The sequence below is a fragment of the Propionibacterium australiense genome (assembly GCF_003666605.1).
Classification (GTDB): Bacteria; Actinomycetota; Actinomycetes; order Propionibacteriales; family Propionibacteriaceae; genus Propionibacterium; species Propionibacterium australiense.
Genome location: NZ_RCIV01000001.1, coordinates 407,156 through 422,731, shown reverse-complemented (window position 1 = coordinate 422,731; position 15,576 = coordinate 407,156). Strand labels below are relative to the sequence as shown.

Genomic DNA, 15,576 nt, shown 5'->3' with positions numbered 1-15,576 from the left:
TCATTCCAGCCAGGGCGTGGGGCTCGTGAGGCCGTAGTGGACGCAGACCGCGGTCTCGTCCTCGTCGAGGATCAGGTGGCCGGCCTCGAAGACCGGTGAGGCCATCACCTGGGTCCGGCGGTAGGGCACGTCGATGCGTTCGTAACCGATCTCGGCGGCCGCCAGCGGGATGAGGTGGCGCCGGCTGCCCAGGGCGCCGTCGCGCACGCTGACGAAGGACAGCGTGCCGGTGCCCTCGTCGCGCACGAAGCCCAGGGCGCGGCCGATGAGGGCACCGGACTCGTCCATCACCCGCGCCCCGATGAGGGCGTTCTCGGGGGCGGTCTCCTCGTCCAGCGGGGCGCGGTCGTCGTACTCAGACATGCGCGGCCCCGGCCCTCGGATGACCCTCGAAACGCGTCCACCAGTGCTCGCCGCCGTCGGGCAGGAAGCTCCGGTCGGTGCGTTCGATCATGGCGCGCAGCTCCTTCTTCGTCTCGGCCAGTTCGCCCGGCAGGGCGAGCACGGAGCCGGGGTCCGTGTCGAGGGCGTGCGGGTCCTGCTCCAGGGCCGCCTTCTCCAGCCGCCACGCCCTCAGCCGGATGCGGATGATCTCGCGGTGGGCGGCCTGCGACTGGCAGGGCGCCTCCCGGACGGCCTCGGCGGCGCGGATCCAGCCGTAGTCGCGGTTGATGGCCAGCAGCCCGGGATCGATCGTCATGGCGTCGTGGACGAGGATCTCGGGTTCGATGACGGTGGCGCCGGCCGCGCGGGCGTAGGCGACCTCGTCGCGCTCGGACTCGTCGGCGCGGATCGACTCGACGCGGAACAGGATCGACAGGATGTCGCCCTCGCCCGCCCGCGGGCTCGGGGCCGCGCCCGCAGGAGCCGAGACGATGACGAACGGCCTGGTGACACCCAGGTTCTTGACCGCGGCCTCCACGGGGACGTTCTCGCGGACGCCGCCGTCGACGTACCACTCCCCATTCATCTCGACCGGCTTGAAGATGCCGGGGATCGAGCAGGAGGCCAGCGTGCCCATCGTCACGTCGAAACCGGGACCGTCCAGGGGCTCGTCGTCGCGGTCGACGATCCGGCCGTCCTCGCGCATGTAGCGCAGCTCGCCGCTGCACAGTCCGACGATGGCGCAGCGGAAGGTGATGCCCGAGGAGGCCACCAGCTCGGAGCGGAAGAAGTCGCGGCTCAGCAGACGCTCCAGCAGCGGGCCCGGCCGGTAGAGCGAGCGGTTGCTCTCCAGCCCCCGGAGAGCCGCCGTCAGGTCGGAGCCGATCCGGCCGATCCGGGGCAGCTCGGACAGGAGCTGGTAGACGAGATTGGCGTTGAACTCCACCGGCTCGCCGGGTTCCTCGGCCATGGCGAGCGCCAGGGTGCGCTCCTGGGGGGCGAGTTCGGCCAGCTGCTCGGCCGCCGCGGCCCGCTCCTCGTCGGCCTGGGGGCCGTCCCCGCCGCCGCGCCATGCCGCCCAGCGCCGGACTCGGGGCCGGTGCCCCCTGCCCGCCCTGTTCGCCTCCAGCTCGCGCAGGCTCGTGAGGAGCTCCTGGTGGGTGAGCAGGCGCGAGAACCAGGCCCGCTCGGTGAACATGTCCGCGTCGGTCTGCATCGACAGCCACAGCTCCTCGATTCGGCGCAGCGCCGCCTCCTGCTCGGCCGGGTCCTCGAACTGGGCCAGTAGGGCGCCCAGGACCGAACCTGCCGAGGTGGCGGTGATCACCGATGGCGCGATGTGCTCGTGCTCGTACAGATAGCGCAGTGCGCCGATCTGGAAACTGGCCCTCGCGCCACCGCCGGCGATGACCAGGCCCTGGACCTCGGGGGGCTCCTCGGCGGCGTACTCGGGGCCGAGGAAGGGCAGCAGGCCGAACCATGGTGGACGTGGCATGGCGACCAGCCTAACCGGCGCGCGGCGGCGCACGGCTCTGCCGCAGCTGCGGGCCCGGGCGCGCACAGCTGCTCACAGACTTCCGCATAACCCCTCGTGACGAAGCAAAATGCCTAGTGAGTAAGGACTCGCTTGGGTGCGGCGGGCAGAATTACCGGTCATACTTGAGCCATGACGAATGCGCCACGCTACAGCCCGCCGGCCGATCTGAGTCGGTATGCGTGGCTCTCCATCGGGGCCGCCCTGGCGACCATCGTCCTCAAGAGCATGGCGGCTGCCATGACCGGCTCGGTCTCCCTGCTGTCCGACGCCCTCGAGTCGTTCGTCAATCTCATTGCCGCCGTCATGGCCCTGGCCATGCTGAAGATCTCCGTCCGCCCGCCGGACGCGAACCATCCCTTCGGTCATTCCAAGGCCGAGTACTTCTCGGCCGCCGTCGAGGGCGTCATGGTGCTCATCGCGGCCATCGCCATCATGTGGAAGGCGATCGAGCGGCTGATCCATCCCCAGATGCCCGAGCAGCTCGGCGCCGGCCTCGCCATCTGTGCTGTCAGCGCGGTGATCAACGGCGCCGTCGGCCTGCTGCTCATCCGACGTGGCGACCGGCTCCGTTCGGCCACCCTCTCCGCCGACGGACGGCACCTCATGACCGATGTCATCACGTCGGTGGCGGTGCTCGTGGGTGTCGGCCTCGTCGCGCTGACCGGCTGGGCGCGCCTCGACCCGATCGTCGCTGTCATCGCCGGCGTGAACATCCTGCGGATCGGCGTCGGACTGGTCAAGAGCTCGGTGGACGGACTCATGGACATCGCCCTGCCACCCGAGCTCGAGGAACGCCTCGAGGCGGTGCTGGAGGCCCGCTGCACCTCGCAGATCAGTTTCCACGCCGTGCGCACCAGGGAGAGCGGGAACCGCCGCTTCATGGAGTTCCACCTGCTCGTGCCCGACGAGTGGAGCGTCAAGACCAGCCATGACCTGGCAGAGGACATCGTCGACGAGCTGCGGGGCGTCGAGCCGGACCTGCGCGTCACCGTGCACGTGGAACCGCTGCACGACGCCAGGTCGTACGAGGACATCGAGATCTGAGGGCGGCCCGATCGGGCGGATCGTGTCCGCAGTCAGGGCCGGGGCCGGCCGCGCTCCGTCGGGGGGCCGTACCCTGGTGGGCATGGCCATCACGCAACCAGGACAGAGCATCTCCGTTCCCGGCTGGGACGAGTACTTCCTGGGCATCGCGCAGGCCGTCTCGGCGCGCGCCAAGTGCACGCGGCGCCGGGTCGGCGCGGTCCTCGTGGGGCCTGACCACAGGATCATCGCCACCGGCTACAACGGCGCGGCCCCTGGCCGCCCGGACTGTCTCGAGGGCGCGTGCCCGCGCGGGCGCCTGGGCTACGGCGAGGTGCCCGGGCTGGGCGACTACGACCGTCCCGGCACGCCCGGATTCTGCATCGCCATCCACGCCGAGGTCAATGCGCTGCTGTTCAGCACGCGCGACACCAAGGGCTCGACGATCTACGTCACCGACGAGCCATGCCCCGGCTGCCGCAAGGCCCTGGCCGCGGCCGGCATCGTCCGGGCCGTGTGGCCCGACGGCAGCATGTCCGGGGACGAGATCGTCGACTTCGGCGCCGAACCCGGGAAGTGAACCGCCTGCCGCACCGGTGGGGCATCGGTGCGGGCCGGGGCGGACCCGCACCGGCGCGCGTTCAGAGGCGGTCGTCGTCTCCGCCGTTCTTGCCCGGGCGATGGGCGGTGATGCCGTAGTACTTGTACAGGTCGGCCTCCTCGTCCGAGTCGAGGTGGCGGTCGGGGTCGACCGTCGGGGCGTCCTTGACGGTGGTCTCCGTGTAGGGCACCTGGATCTGGCCGTCATCGATCTCGGCCCTGAACAGCGGCACGAAGTTCTCCTTGGTGCCGAACAGGCCCGTCTTGACCGTCACCCAGGTGGGGCGCCCGGTTCTGTCGTCCAGGTAGACCTGGCCGACGCCGCCGATCCTCTTCCCATCGCGGTCGACGACGTCCGAGTTGTACAGATCGTCGTAGGTGTCGTCCGTCATGAGTTTCCTTTCCGATGCGGCGGCCTGTGACACTGACCCTGACCACGCTATGCCACATGGGGCTCCCGTGTCATGCCGTCCGCTCCTTGCGCCGGCTGAGCCGGTGATTCCTCCGGTCGTCAGACGGCCGGTCGCCCGTCAGTGGCGGCGCAACCAGTCCTCGTTGTCGTCCGGCGGAATGTCGGACCTGGGCGGTGCGTGGCGTGCGTTGTAGCTGGCGACGATCCACAGCACCGGGCCGACCGCTGGGATGAAGATCACGACGAAGAGCCACAGCCACTTGGGCATGAACGGCACGTTCTCGTCGTGGCTCTGGGCCAGGTCGACGATCGCGTAGATGGTCAGCGCCAGTAGAACCAGCACTGGAAGGAGGCGTGCCATGACACAAGTCTAGGCGGGACGCCGGGAACCGGGCAGAGGCTGATGCCCCGACGAGCGTCCGGGGCCGGCGTGGCAGGATCGGGCAGTGGATGCCGCAGACGATCTGCGGTCACCGAACCAGCACCGACACGAGGGGAGCCATGGCCAGCGCTGCTGAATGGATCGAAGGGGCGCGCATGCGCACCCTGCCCACCGCGGTCTCCCCGGTCCTGGCGGGAACCGCGATCGGCTGGTGGCAGGGCAGCGCGCCCCCCGCCGTCGCCGCCCTGTGCCTGGTCGTCGCGCTCGGCCTGGTCATCGGCGTCAACTTCGCCAACGACTACTCCGACGGCATCCGTGGCACCGACGATCACCGCGTCGGGCCGCAGCGCCTCGTCGGTTCGGGTGCCGCGGAGCCGGTGACGGTGCGCAACGCCGCCTTCGGCTGCTTCGGTGTGGCCGGAGTGGCGGGCCTGGCGGCCGTCGCCCTCACCGGGCACTGGTGGCTGCTGGCGGTCGGGGTCGCCTGCGTGCTGGCCGCCTGGTTCTACACCGGTGGCAGCCATCCCTACGGCTACCTGGGCCTGGGTGAGGTCTTCGTCTTCGTCTTCTTCGGCCTGGTCGCCACGGCGGGCACCGTCTACCTGCTCGACGGGCGGGTCGGCTCAGCCGGCTGGGTCACGGCCGTCGCCATGGGGCTCATCGCCGACGGCGTGCTCGTGACGAACAACCTGCGGGACATCGCCTCGGACACCGCTGCGGGCAAACGCACCCTCGAGACGCGCCTGGGCGAGCGCGCCACCCGGCTGCTCTACGCCGCCCTCGTCGTCGCCGTGACCCTCTGCGGCGTTCTCGTCGCCGCGTTGAGCACGTGGTGGGCGCTGCTGTGCCTGCTCGGCGTCACGCTGCTCGCACCGGCCGCCCACATCATCCTGGGCGGGGCCCGGGGCATGCGCCTGGTCGCCACCCTGCGCCTGACGAGCATGGGTGAACTCGTCTTCGCGGCCGGCCTGCTCGCGGGCGTCGCGGTGGCACTGGCCCTCGGCTGAGCAGCCCTGTCCGGCGTTCGGCTCAGGTGAGGGTGCGCAGCCACGCCCGCAGGGCATGGGTGGCGCGCACGTCGTCCTCGTTGTAGTCCAGCACGCGCTGGGCCTCCTCCCGCCGCTGCTCCGCCCCGGCGGCGTGGACGGCCTCGTCGAACCAGGTCTGCGAGTTGAGTCCGCCCGCCTCCTCGTCCCGCCAGCTGAACCCGGCGCCGTCGTGGGCGATGCGTTTGAGGCCGAGGCCGTGCACGCCGAAGAAATTGGCCCGCACGAGGGCGAAGAGATCGAAGAAACGCGACGCGCAGTCGCCGTGGGCGAACTCGGCGATGACGGGATCGCCGCTCGCCTGGGCGATGCGCCTGATGTGGACGACCTCGTAGTCGGAGTAGTGGTAGACCCTGGCCTCGGGGTGGGCGGTGAGCTGCTCGCCGAGCCAGGTCAGCGCCTCGTGCGCCAGTTCCTGCTCGCCGTCGCGGTCGAGATCGGTGAACCGGGCGAACGGGACGTAGCGGGGCCCGGTCCCCGCCTGCGGGTCGTCGACCAGGAAACCCCACAGGTACACCGTGTCGTTGGCGCTCGTCTCGATGTCGAGGTCGATCGCATAGCCCTCCGGGGGAAGCCGGAGCGGGCCCCGGGTGGTGCGTTCCACCGAACGGCCGGAGCTGAGCATGCGCGCCCGCCGGGCGGCCAGCCGCACGCGTCCGGCCGCCTCGTCGGGACGGCGTAGCCGTGAGCGCAGCGTCTCGATCAGCTCGTCGACGTCACGACCGGCCAGGTCGCGGATCGTCCAGACGCCCATGGAGCGCAGCAGGCTGACCTCCTGGGGGTTCAGGCGGGCCTTGTCGATGCGCAGGCTCAGGTCGTCGTCGTCCAGCTGCCGGCGGCAGTGCAGCCACCAGCAGCAGCTCTCGCACTCCGCGGTGACGACGGGCCACACCCGCGGTGCCCTCGTCGTCGCGGGGGTCCGCCCGGCCGCCTCGGCGGCTATCTTGAGCCGGAACCCGAACTCGTGGTCGTATCGGGCAAGGGCGGAGTGGGTGCGCCAGCCGCGCAGCGCCGTGCGGGACTCGGTGCGCAGTCGTCTCGCCGCGAGGTCGGCCCAGACCAGCACCAGATGGGACGGTGGGGGCATGTGGCGGGGCGAGGCGGGGCGCACCGTGGCGATCCCCTGGTCGTAGCGGACGTGGTCGGTGCCGATGAGGCCCCCGTGCGCGGACTCGCCGCTGGCCCAGCCCGCGGCCTGGAGGATGCGCCGGTAGTGCGCCAGCCGCAGCAGGTCGTGGACGCGCCCCGGGCGCACGACCGAGCCGCGCAGGCGGACCAGACGCAGGTTGTGGGCCAGTGAGCTTGCGCGCTGGCGCCTGACGGGGGAGACCTGCTCGAGCACCCGGTGACGGACGACGAGGACGGGGTCGTATCCGTGGCCGCCGTCCGGGGCCGGTTCGCCGAGGATGATCGCATCGGGCTCGCCGGTTCGTCCGCCGGCCACGTCGTGGGGCAGGGCCGGGCAGATGATGATGCGCCGTCCGGCGGCCACCGCCCTCGCGGTCGCCTCGAGACGACCCGCCCGGTCCGGTCCGAGGCCGCGCAGGTCGACGGCCCGGGGCATGCCGGCCAGCGTGTCGAGGACACGCCTGCGAAATGCCGCGGTGGCCCTGCGGTCCGCCGGCGGTTCGCCGGGGGGCCGTCCGGCCGCCCCGGCCGCGTCCGGGGGCGGGTCGGGGACCGTCGGGTCGAAACGGTTGTGCGTCCTGACCGGGCAGCTGACCGCTGAGTCGGCGTCGAGCAGGACCAGGCCGGTGGGCTCGGGGGTGGCAACGACGGCCCGGGCGCTCCCGGGCCGCCCGGAGGCCTGTGAGCGGCGTGCCCGGGCGCGGCGCCTGGCCGATCTGCCCATCGGTCAGATCGCCTGCCCGCGGTGCAGGGCGACGATGCCGCCGGTCAGATTCCGCCAGGCGATCCGCCCCCAGCCGGCCTTCGCCATGAGTTCGGCCAGGTGAGGCTGGTCGTGCCAGGCGAGGATGGTGTCGGCGAGGTAGTCGTAGGACACCGGGTTGGCGCTCACCCGGCTCATGAGCGGCATGACGCGGGTCAGGTAGATGCTCTGGTAGACCCAGCGGAAGGGGGCCCAGGTGGGCCGGCTGAACTCGCAGATGACGAGGCGTCCGCCGTCGCGGGTGACGCGGCGCAGCTCGCGCAGGGCGCCGAGGGTGTCCTCGACGTTTCGCAGGCCGAAGCTGATCGTCGTGGCGTCGAAGACCCGGTCGCCGTAGGGCAGGTGGGTGGCGTCCCCGCAGACGAACTCGAGATGGGGCTGGCGCTGCTTGCCGGTGCGCAGCATGCCCATCGACAGGTCGGTGGGGTAGACCGCCGCGCCGGCCCGGGCGAACGGCACGGACGAGGTACCGGTGCCGGCGGCCAGATCGAGCACGCGCTCGCCGGGGCTGACCGCCAGGGCCCGGACGACCTCGCGGCGCCAGGCGCGGTCACGTCCCAGGCTCATCACGTCGTTCATGAGGTCGTACCGGGGTGCGGTCTCGTCGAACATGCCGGCGACCTCGTCGCGGTCCCTGTCAAGATTCGCTCTGCTTGCCACGCTCATCATTGTGACAGGCCCCGGTGACGGGGACCGTGTGCGCCCGCCGGCCGCCATCCGCGGGCTGTTCGCGTGGCGCACCGGGGTTTGGGCATGCAGCACAATGGACCCCATGGCACGGCGCTCCACGGTTCTGAGAATCAGCAATCTGGCGAAGAAGTACGGCGACAACACGATCGTCTCCCGCTTCAGCCTCGACGTCCACGAGGGGGAGGCGGTCGCGCTGACCGGCCGCAACGGCTCGGGCAAGTCGACGATCCTGCGATGCATCGTCGGATCCGACAGACCCACCGACGGGACCATCGAGGTGCTCGGTGAGAAGGCCAAGGACACCGATCCGAGGTTCCGGCGCAATGTCGCCACCGTCATCGACGACCTCGACTTCTTCCCCGACCTGTCCGTCGTCGAGCACCTCGACCTGCTCGCCCGCGCCCACGGCCTGGAGGACCCCGACGAGCTCGTCGACGCGATCCTCGAGGAGGTCCAGCTCGTCCCGCAGTCGGGTCAGCTGCCCGGCACCCTGTCCAGCGGTCAGCGCCGCCGGCTCGCCCTGGCCACCGCCTTCGTGCGGCCCAAGAAACTTCTCGTACTCGACGAGCCCGAGCAGCGTCTCGACGTCGAGGGCATCGACTGGCTGGGCAATCGCCTGCGCCACGAGAAGGACCGCAACGGACTGGCCATCATCATGGCCAGTCATGAGCCCTCGCTCGTTGAGGCCGTCGGTGCCCGCGTCGTCCGCGTCGGCGCCACCGAGACCACCAGCCAGTCCCTGGCCGAGCCGGAGCAGCTCGTATGAGCAGGTCGAGGAACAAGCGGCGCAGGACCAAGCAGTCCGCCGCCCAGCAGGTGCAGCAGGCGGCCGTGCCGGCGCCCGAGACGATCGAACCGGTGACCGGGTTCGACCCCGACTACCCGTTCGCCGACGTCGGCGGGTACGAGCAGGGCGAGGTCGTCGAGCGCCAGCTCATGCTGCTGGTCAAGGACTGGCGCAAGGGCAGGGCGACCCGGTCGATCCTGTCCATGCTCACCGACGGTTACGTCGCGGTCTTCAGCATCGTCATCATCGCCGCGATGATCGTCAGCGCCATCCGAAGCGCCCAGAACCAGGCGGCCGGCTGCACCACCGAGGGCTGCAGCACGGCCCGTGAACTCATCGGCTGGCTCGTTCTCGCCGCCTGCTGGGTCGCCGTCCTGGCCGCCAGCCGGGTCTTCGGCCCGGTCATCGCGTCGGCCGCGGAGGGCTTCTGGCTGCTCGACGCGCCGCTGCGGCGCTCGGCGATCCTCGCCCGCCGCATGTGGATGATGGTCCTCGGCGCCGGCCTGGCCGCCGCCGCACTCGGCGCGCTCGTCACCGCTCTCACCGGCCTGGGAGGCGCCTCGGTCGTCGCCTGGACCGCCGCCACCGGGCTGACGACCACCGGCTGGATGGCCTTCGCGGCAGCCCAGCAGGGCGCGGAGAAGGACCGGCTGGTCCGCCTCGCCCAGCTGCTCGTCGGGGCGTTCGCCGTCGCGGTCCTGGTCACCGTGATCGCCACGGCCAGCGGCTGGTTCGCCGTCGGCATCAGCACGCTGCTGTCGACCCGCATCGCCTGGGCCATCGCCGTCGCCGCCCTGGTGCTGGGCGTCCTCGCCGCGGTCGTCGCCAGGCGCCGCCTGAGCAACATCGGGCGTGCCCGCCTGGTCAGCGGCGGTGAACTCGTCTCGGGCATGCAGGGCGCCGCCTTCGCACTCGACTTCGCGCTCATGCGCGACATCCTCATCGAACGCCGCTACCAGCTGAAGGGCCACGTCGCGGTCATCCGCGGACGCGGCAAGGGGACGCGCGCGCTCATCTGGCGTGACGTCCACCGCCTGCGCCGCAACCCGACCCCGCTCGTCGGGCTGGCGATCGCCGTGATCGTGCCCTACGCGCTCAGCTCGCTGGGCGTCGTCACGCTCGCCCCGTTCCTGGCCTCACTGGTCCTGCTCGTCGTCATCGTGCCGTTCTTCGACTCGATGCGCGTCCTCAGCCGCACCAAGGGTCTCGCCCGGCTGTTCCCGATGAGCGACGCGGAGCTGCGGGACGCGGTCCTGGTGGTGCCCGGTGTCCTGGCCCTCCTGTGGACCCTCGCCGTGACACCGGCCTTCATCCTGGGCCTGGGCGGTCCGCAGCCCGATCCGGGCAGGACGATCTGGTACGGCGCCATCGCCGCGGCGGGGGCCGTGCTGGGCGCCATGCGCTGGGTGAGCGCCAAGTCCGCCGACTACAGCGCCCCGATGGTCGCCACCGGCGCCGGCGCCGTACCGCCGAGCCTCATGTTCAACATGGTGCGCGGCATCGACATGGTGGTGCTGGTCAACTTCCCCCTCGTCATGAACTGGTCACCGATCATCTCCGCGGTCATCGCGATCATCGTCTGGGTGCTCCTGCGCTCCGGGGCCACCCTCAACCAGGAGGAACTGCTGGAGGCCCAGGCCGAGTCCCGCCGGGAACTGGAGAGGGCCCGCGCAGACGCCCGCAGCGGCAGGACACCGCGCACCAAGCAGGTCATCTCGCGGTCCACCTCGAACGGGCGCACCCGCCCCCCGCTGGAGAAGTCGGCCGGGCGGTCCCGCCCGCGGCTCAGGGCCTGAGCGCCCGGCCCAGGAAATCCGGTCACGGCGGTGGCCCCGGACAGGTGTCCCGGGGCCACCGCCGTCTCGTCTGCCCGGTCCCGTGAGCTGGTGGCGAAAGGCCGGTGACGCGGTCCTTCGCAGCTTCCTATGGTGGAGGAACCGCAGGAGCCCCACGAACTGCGCGAATCGCGACGGTTCCGCCCCGGTGAGCTCACCACGGGGAGAAGCAGCGCATGGTGAACGCGTTCGGGATCACTGGCCGGCGCGTGCGGCACGGGGCTCTGCGAGGCCGCCGGGCCGGCCGCGATCCCAGAAGGAGAATCCGATGAACGACAGGGCAACCATCCAGGACAGCTACGGCCTGTACATCGACGGCGGCTGGCGTCCGGCCTCCGACGGGGCCGAGCTCGAGTCGCACAACCCCGCCACCGCCGAGCGGCTGGCCACCATCGCCGACGCCACCAGGCAGGACGTCGACGCCGCCGCCGCGGCGGCGCGGAAGGCATTCCCGGGCTGGGCGCGCACCCCGGTCGCCGACCGGGCCAGGGCGCTCCTGGACATCGCCGACCTCATCGAGGCCAACCTGGAGCACCTCGCCGTCGTCGAGTCACTCGACAACGGCAAGCCGATCCGTGAGACCAGGGGCGCCGACCTGCCCCTGGGGATCGACCACTTCCGCTACTTCGCCGGCTGCATGCGGGCCGACGAGGGAGCGGCCACCATGATCGACCCCAGCACGCTCAGCATCATCCTGCGCGAGCCGCTGGGCGTCATCGGCCAGATCGTGCCATGGAACTTCCCCTTCCTCATGGCCGCCTGGAAACTCGCCCCGGCCCTCGTCGCGGGCAACACCGTCGTCTTCAAGCCCTCCAGCGCCACCTCGCTGTCGGTGCTCGATCTGGCGCGTCTCGTCGACGAGGCCGGCATCCTGCCGGCCGGTGTGCTCAACGTCGTCACGGGCTCGGGTGGCCGCTCCGGCGAGTACCTCAAGACCGCCGATGTCGACAAGCTCGCGTTCACCGGATCCACCGAGGTGGGGCGGGGGATCGGCCTGGCCGCCGCGGAGAAGATCATCCCGGCCACCCTCGAGCTGGGCGGCAAGAGCGCCAACATCTTCTTCGACGACGCCGACCTCGAGGTGGCCGTCAACGGTGTCCAGATGGGCATCCTGTTCAACCAGGGACAGGTCTGCTCGGCCGGTTCGCGCATCTTCGTCCAGGACAACTGCCTGGACCGCTTCATGACCGCCGTGACAGCGGCCTTCGCCGAGGTGAGGGTGGGGGACCCGCTCGATCCGCAGACCCAGATGGGCTCGCAGATCAACGAGCGGCAGCTGGCCAAGATCCTCGACTACGTCGAGATCGGCAGGGCCGAGGGCGCCGAGCTCGTCGTCGGCGGGTCGCGCTGCACGCAGGAGCCCCTGGACCGGGGCGCGTTCATGCAGCCCACGCTCCTTCTCGGCAGCAACGACATGCGGGTGGCCCGTGAGGAGATCTTCGGCCCCGTCGGCGTCGTCATCCCCTTCAGGGACGAGGACGAGGTCATCGCCATGGCGAACGACTCCGACTACGGCCTGGGCGGCGGCGTGTTCAGCAACGACCTCGGCCGTGCCCTGCGCGTGGCAACCGGCGTGCGCACCGGGCGCGTCTGGATCAACCAGTACAACGCCTTCCCGGCCGGCGCCCCCTTCGGCGGCTACAAGGAGAGCGGCATCGGGCGCGAGACCCACAAGATGATCCTCGACGCCTACCAGCAGACGAAGAACATCCTCGTCAATCTCGCCCCGGGCGCTGCCGGTCTGCCGTTCGGCGCCTGAGCCCCGCGCGCCGGGCAGCCGGGGCGTCGGCCCCGCTGCCCGGCCGGTGCTCTCAGCGCTCGGTCAGCAGCCGGCGCATCTGGGAGAGCTTGACCTGGGTGGACACGAGCTTGTCGTGGGCGCTCGTACCCGCCGAGACCGTCGCCGAGGCGTACAACCGAGCACCCCCCCGCTGCCCGAGCTGGCAGGCGCGCAGCGCGGCGAACCACTCGCCGTCGCCCTGGGCGTCGATCCAGCCGACCGGGGCGCCGAAGCGGCCGCGGTCGATCGTGCTCGTCTCGTCGATGATCTCCCGGGCCGCCGCGAGGGGCGAGCCGGTGACCGAGGCCAGCGGGTGCAGCGCGGAGGCGAGCGCCAGGCAGGAGTGGCCGGGCGAGGCCACGCCGCAGATGTCGGTGGCCAGGTTGAGACCATCGGGGAGCGAGAGCGCGAAGGGCTGGCGTGGCACGTGCATGCCGGTCATGAAGGGGCTCAGTGATTCCGCTGCCGCCGCGACCGCGTGATGGTGCTGGGACAGCCGCTCGCTGCTGGACAGCAGCTGGGCGGTCCGGGTCGCCTCGTCCATGCCGCCGAGGGCCTGCACGGAACCTGCGAGGATGCGCGAGACGGTCAGGCCGCCGCGCCGACGCACCATGACCTCATGGGTCGCACCGACGAGGCCGCTCACCAGGTAGGCCCACGAGCCCCCGTAGCCCAGCCGCCAGCGGTGCAGCACCCAGCGCGGGTCGAGTTCGCCCTCGGCGAGGGCGTCGAGCTGACGCAGCAGCACGACCCGGTCCGCCCGGCCGGCCGTGATGTACTCCTTGACGCGGTTGAAGTGGTCGAGCCACTCCTGGTTGGCCTCCTCGCTGGTCTCGAAACGGACCCGTCCGGGAGCGGTCGCCGGGCCGTGTCGCTCGGGCAGGACCGGGTCGACGCGGTCGTAACCGAGCCGGGTGACCCAGCAGCGGCCCTCGCGACGCCCGACGATGACCTCGGGGACGACGAAGCAGGAGCGCTGACTGGTACGCGCCGGGTCGTAGGTGAAGGAGCCGTAGGCGATGGGGCCGGTGCCGAAGGCCTCGGGCATCTCGGTCTCGTTCTCGATCTGGGCGGAGAACTCCTCCCACCACCCGTCGGCCTCGTCCATGGAGACGTCATCCAGGCGGGCCATCTGGCCGAGCGCGATGAAACCGTCCTGCCCTCTGAGGAAGGCCGCTCCCGAGCCGTCCAGGAAGTCGGTCAGCGGGCCGGGGTCGGCGATGGCGGCGGTACTCGCCCGCATTCGCGTTGAACCGGGGTTAACGATCACGCCTGAAGAGTAGCCGAAAGAAATTCGAGTCAGCGCCGGTCCGTTTTCTGACCCCGATGTCGACGCGGGCGGCGCGGACGCCTACTCTATGAGAGACAGGGAGTCCCCAACGACAGGCTCAGGGAGCGTCCGGCGTCAGGGATGTCAGAACAATCGGATCCATGGTGGATTGGGTGAGGCGATGACGCACAGTGCGGTGCCGGGCGTGAACAACGTCCTGGCTTCCGAATTGCTTGCGAACTCGGCACCGGTGGACCAGAACGAGGCCGATGTCATCGTCGTCGGCTCCGGCCCCGGCGGCGCCGCCACCGCCTCCTTCTGCGCCCAGCGCGGCCTGGACGTCCTCCTCCTCGAGAAGGCCGCCTTCCCCCGTGACAAGGTCTGCGGCGACGGCTTGACCCCGCGGGCCGTCCGCATGCTCACCCGTCTGGGCATCGACACCAGCGAATCAGCCGGTTTCCTCCACAACAAGGGCCTGCGCGTCTACGGCGGTCGCGTCGAGCCCTTCGAGCTGCCGTGGCCCGAACTCGCGGACTTCCCGGACTACGGCACCACCTGCCCGCGCCTGCGACTCGACGACCTGCTCGCCGGCCGCGCCGTACAGCTCGGCGTGCACCTGGTCACCGGCGCCAATGTCGTCGAACCCCTCCTGGTCGGCGACCGCATCACCGGTGTGCGCACCAGCGACGGGCGCACCTTCCGCGCCCCGGTCGTCGTCGCCGCCGACGGCAACTCCACCCGCCTGGCCGTGGCCATGGGCCGCCAGCGCGACGAGAAGCGCCCGATGGGGGTGGCCGTGCGCGCCTACTTCGAGAGCCCCCGCCACGACGACCCGTGGATGGAGAGCTGGCTCGAGCTGTGGGACGGCGAGCCCGGCAGGTCCACCCAGCTGCCCGGCTACGCCTGGGTCTTCCCGATGGGGGACGGGCGCTGCAACGTCGGCCTGGGCATGCTCAGCTCCTCACCGGCCTTCGGCCGCACCGACTACCGCCAGCTCATGCGCACCTGGCTGGCCACGACCCCGCCGCAGTGGTGCTTCGACGAGGAGCACATGGCCGGCCAGATCCGCGGTGCCGCCCTGCCCATGGCCCTCAACCGCAAGCCCCTCTACGCCAACGGCCTGCTGCTCGTCGGTGACGCCGGCGGCATGGTCAACCCGTTCAACGGCGAGGGCATCGACTACAGCCTCGAGGCCGCCGAGATGGCCGCCAGCGCGATCTGCGAGGCCCACTCCCGCGGCATCGGCGGCGCCGCCGCCGAACGCGCCCTGCTCGGCTACGAGAACCACGTCAAGAAGAGCTTCGGCGGCTACTACCGCCTGGGCATGATCTTCTCGCGGCTCATCGGCAATCCCACGGTCATGCACCTGTGCACCACCTACGGCCTCCCGCGGCCGGCGCTCATGCGCTTCGTCAACAAGCTGCTCGCCAACCTCACCGACGCGAAGGACGGCGACGCATTCGACCACATCATCAACACGCTGACAAGGATCACTCCCTCGGCCTAGACCGGCGGAGCGGATCGAACAGGAACTGAGAAGGCAGGAAGGAACGGACATGAGCGCATACGTCCCGATCCTCGGACTGGTCGCGCTGGCCGCCGTCTTCGTGTGGGTGGCGGCGATCTGGCTGTCCCCGCTCGTCGGCCCTCACCGTTACAACCGCACCAAGTACGACTCCTTCGAGTGCGGCATCCAGCCCACACCGCAGACAGTCACCGGCGGCGGCCGGTTCGCGGTCAAGTACTACGTCACGGCGATGCTCTTCATCGTCTTCGACATCGAGATCGTCTTCCTCTATCCGTGGGCGGTCGCCTTCGACCGCCTCGGCGCGTTCGGTGTCGTCGAGATGCTCCTGTTCATCGTCATCATCTTCGCCGCCTACGCCTACGTGCTGCGCCGTGGCGGGCTCGACTGGGACTGAAAGGTCAGGTGATCACA

15 protein-coding genes are annotated in these 15,576 nt (G+C 70.9%); 8 read left to right on the top strand and 7 right to left on the bottom strand.

The annotated features are described in order from the left end of the window. Together D9T14_RS01970 and D9T14_RS01965 are read right to left on the bottom strand one after the other, a co-directional pair. Positions 1–363: a PRC-barrel domain-containing protein gene (locus D9T14_RS01970; RefSeq protein WP_119160923.1), complete on the bottom strand. Its 363-nt coding sequence runs from the start codon at positions 361–363 to the stop codon at positions 1–3. After that, the gene (locus D9T14_RS01965) at positions 356–1,879 is read right to left on the bottom strand and encodes a patatin-like phospholipase family protein (RefSeq protein ID WP_119160924.1); all 1,524 of its coding nucleotides are present in this window, start codon (positions 1,877–1,879) and stop codon (positions 356–358) included. The genes D9T14_RS01970 and D9T14_RS01965 overlap by 8 nt, the downstream gene beginning before the upstream one ends. 171 nt (positions 1,880–2,050) lie before the next feature. On the opposite strand from D9T14_RS01965, the gene D9T14_RS01960 reads away from it, so the two are divergent. Together D9T14_RS01960 and D9T14_RS01955 are read left to right on the top strand one after the other, a co-directional pair. Then, a complete protein-coding gene (locus D9T14_RS01960) occupies positions 2,051–2,965 on the top strand; it encodes a cation diffusion facilitator family transporter (protein WP_119160925.1) in 915 nt (304 codons plus the stop codon). A gap of 82 nt (positions 2,966–3,047) precedes the next feature. Continuing rightward, positions 3,048–3,524 carry a deoxycytidylate deaminase gene (locus tag D9T14_RS01955; RefSeq protein WP_119160926.1) on the top strand — a complete coding sequence of 159 codons (477 nt, stop codon included), beginning with the start codon at positions 3,048–3,050 and terminating at the stop codon, positions 3,522–3,524. Between the two features lie 61 nt (positions 3,525–3,585). On the opposite strand, the gene D9T14_RS01950 is transcribed toward D9T14_RS01955, so the two are convergent. Next, positions 3,586–3,936 carry a PRC-barrel domain-containing protein gene (locus D9T14_RS01950; protein WP_119160927.1) on the bottom strand — a complete coding sequence of 117 codons (351 nt, stop codon included), beginning with the start codon at positions 3,934–3,936 and terminating at the stop codon, positions 3,586–3,588. Positions 3,937–4,074: 138 nt separating this feature from the next. After that, positions 4,075–4,317: a PLD nuclease N-terminal domain-containing protein gene (locus D9T14_RS01945; protein WP_119160928.1), complete on the bottom strand. Its 243-nt coding sequence runs from the start codon at positions 4,315–4,317 to the stop codon at positions 4,075–4,077. A gap of 140 nt (positions 4,318–4,457) precedes the next feature. On the opposite strand from D9T14_RS01945, the gene D9T14_RS01940 reads away from it, so the two are divergent. After that, positions 4,458–5,345 (top strand): 1,4-dihydroxy-2-naphthoate polyprenyltransferase, encoded by an 888-nt coding sequence (locus tag D9T14_RS01940; RefSeq protein ID WP_119161127.1) that lies wholly within the window; start codon positions 4,458–4,460, stop codon positions 5,343–5,345. A gap of 22 nt (positions 5,346–5,367) precedes the next feature. On the opposite strand, the gene D9T14_RS01935 is transcribed toward D9T14_RS01940, so the two are convergent. Next, complete coding sequence (locus D9T14_RS01935) at positions 5,368–7,236, bottom strand: TM0106 family RecB-like putative nuclease (RefSeq protein ID WP_119160929.1); 1,869 nt, start codon at positions 7,234–7,236, stop codon at positions 5,368–5,370. A 3-nt stretch (positions 7,237–7,239) separates the two neighbouring features. Then, the gene (locus D9T14_RS01930) at positions 7,240–7,941 is read right to left on the bottom strand and encodes a demethylmenaquinone methyltransferase (RefSeq protein ID WP_197720704.1); all 702 of its coding nucleotides are present in this window, start codon (positions 7,939–7,941) and stop codon (positions 7,240–7,242) included. 97 nt (positions 7,942–8,038) lie between these two features. On the opposite strand from D9T14_RS01930, the gene D9T14_RS01925 reads away from it, so the two are divergent. From D9T14_RS01925 to D9T14_RS01915, 3 genes are all read left to right on the top strand, one after another. Beyond that, positions 8,039–8,731, top strand: a complete 693-nt coding sequence (locus D9T14_RS01925) for an ABC transporter ATP-binding protein (RefSeq protein ID WP_182482045.1) — start codon at positions 8,039–8,041, stop codon at positions 8,729–8,731. Continuing rightward, positions 8,728–10,548 (top strand): DUF6297 family protein, encoded by a 1,821-nt coding sequence (locus D9T14_RS01920; RefSeq protein WP_119160932.1) that lies wholly within the window; start codon positions 8,728–8,730, stop codon positions 10,546–10,548. The genes D9T14_RS01925 and D9T14_RS01920 overlap by 4 nt, the downstream gene beginning before the upstream one ends. A gap of 307 nt (positions 10,549–10,855) precedes the next feature. Then, the gene (locus tag D9T14_RS01915) at positions 10,856–12,346 is read left to right on the top strand and encodes an aldehyde dehydrogenase family protein (protein WP_119160933.1); all 1,491 of its coding nucleotides are present in this window, start codon (positions 10,856–10,858) and stop codon (positions 12,344–12,346) included. A 52-nt stretch (positions 12,347–12,398) separates the two neighbouring features. Here the strand turns inward: D9T14_RS01915 and D9T14_RS01910 are convergent, their stop codons facing one another. Continuing rightward, positions 12,399–13,637 carry a chorismate-binding protein gene (locus tag D9T14_RS01910; protein WP_126464252.1) on the bottom strand — a complete coding sequence of 413 codons (1,239 nt, stop codon included), beginning with the start codon at positions 13,635–13,637 and terminating at the stop codon, positions 12,399–12,401. A gap of 181 nt (positions 13,638–13,818) precedes the next feature. Here D9T14_RS01910 and D9T14_RS01905 point away from each other — a divergent pair, with 181 nt between their 5' ends. Both D9T14_RS01905 and D9T14_RS01900 read left to right on the top strand, forming a co-directional pair. Beyond that, a complete protein-coding gene (locus tag D9T14_RS01905) occupies positions 13,819–15,144 on the top strand; it encodes a geranylgeranyl reductase family protein (RefSeq protein ID WP_119160935.1) in 1,326 nt (441 codons plus the stop codon). A gap of 49 nt (positions 15,145–15,193) precedes the next feature. After that, entirely contained in the window at positions 15,194–15,559 is a 366-nt protein-coding gene (locus D9T14_RS01900; RefSeq protein WP_119160936.1) for an NADH-quinone oxidoreductase subunit A, read from the top strand. The last annotated feature ends 17 nt before the right edge of the window (positions 15,560–15,576 follow it).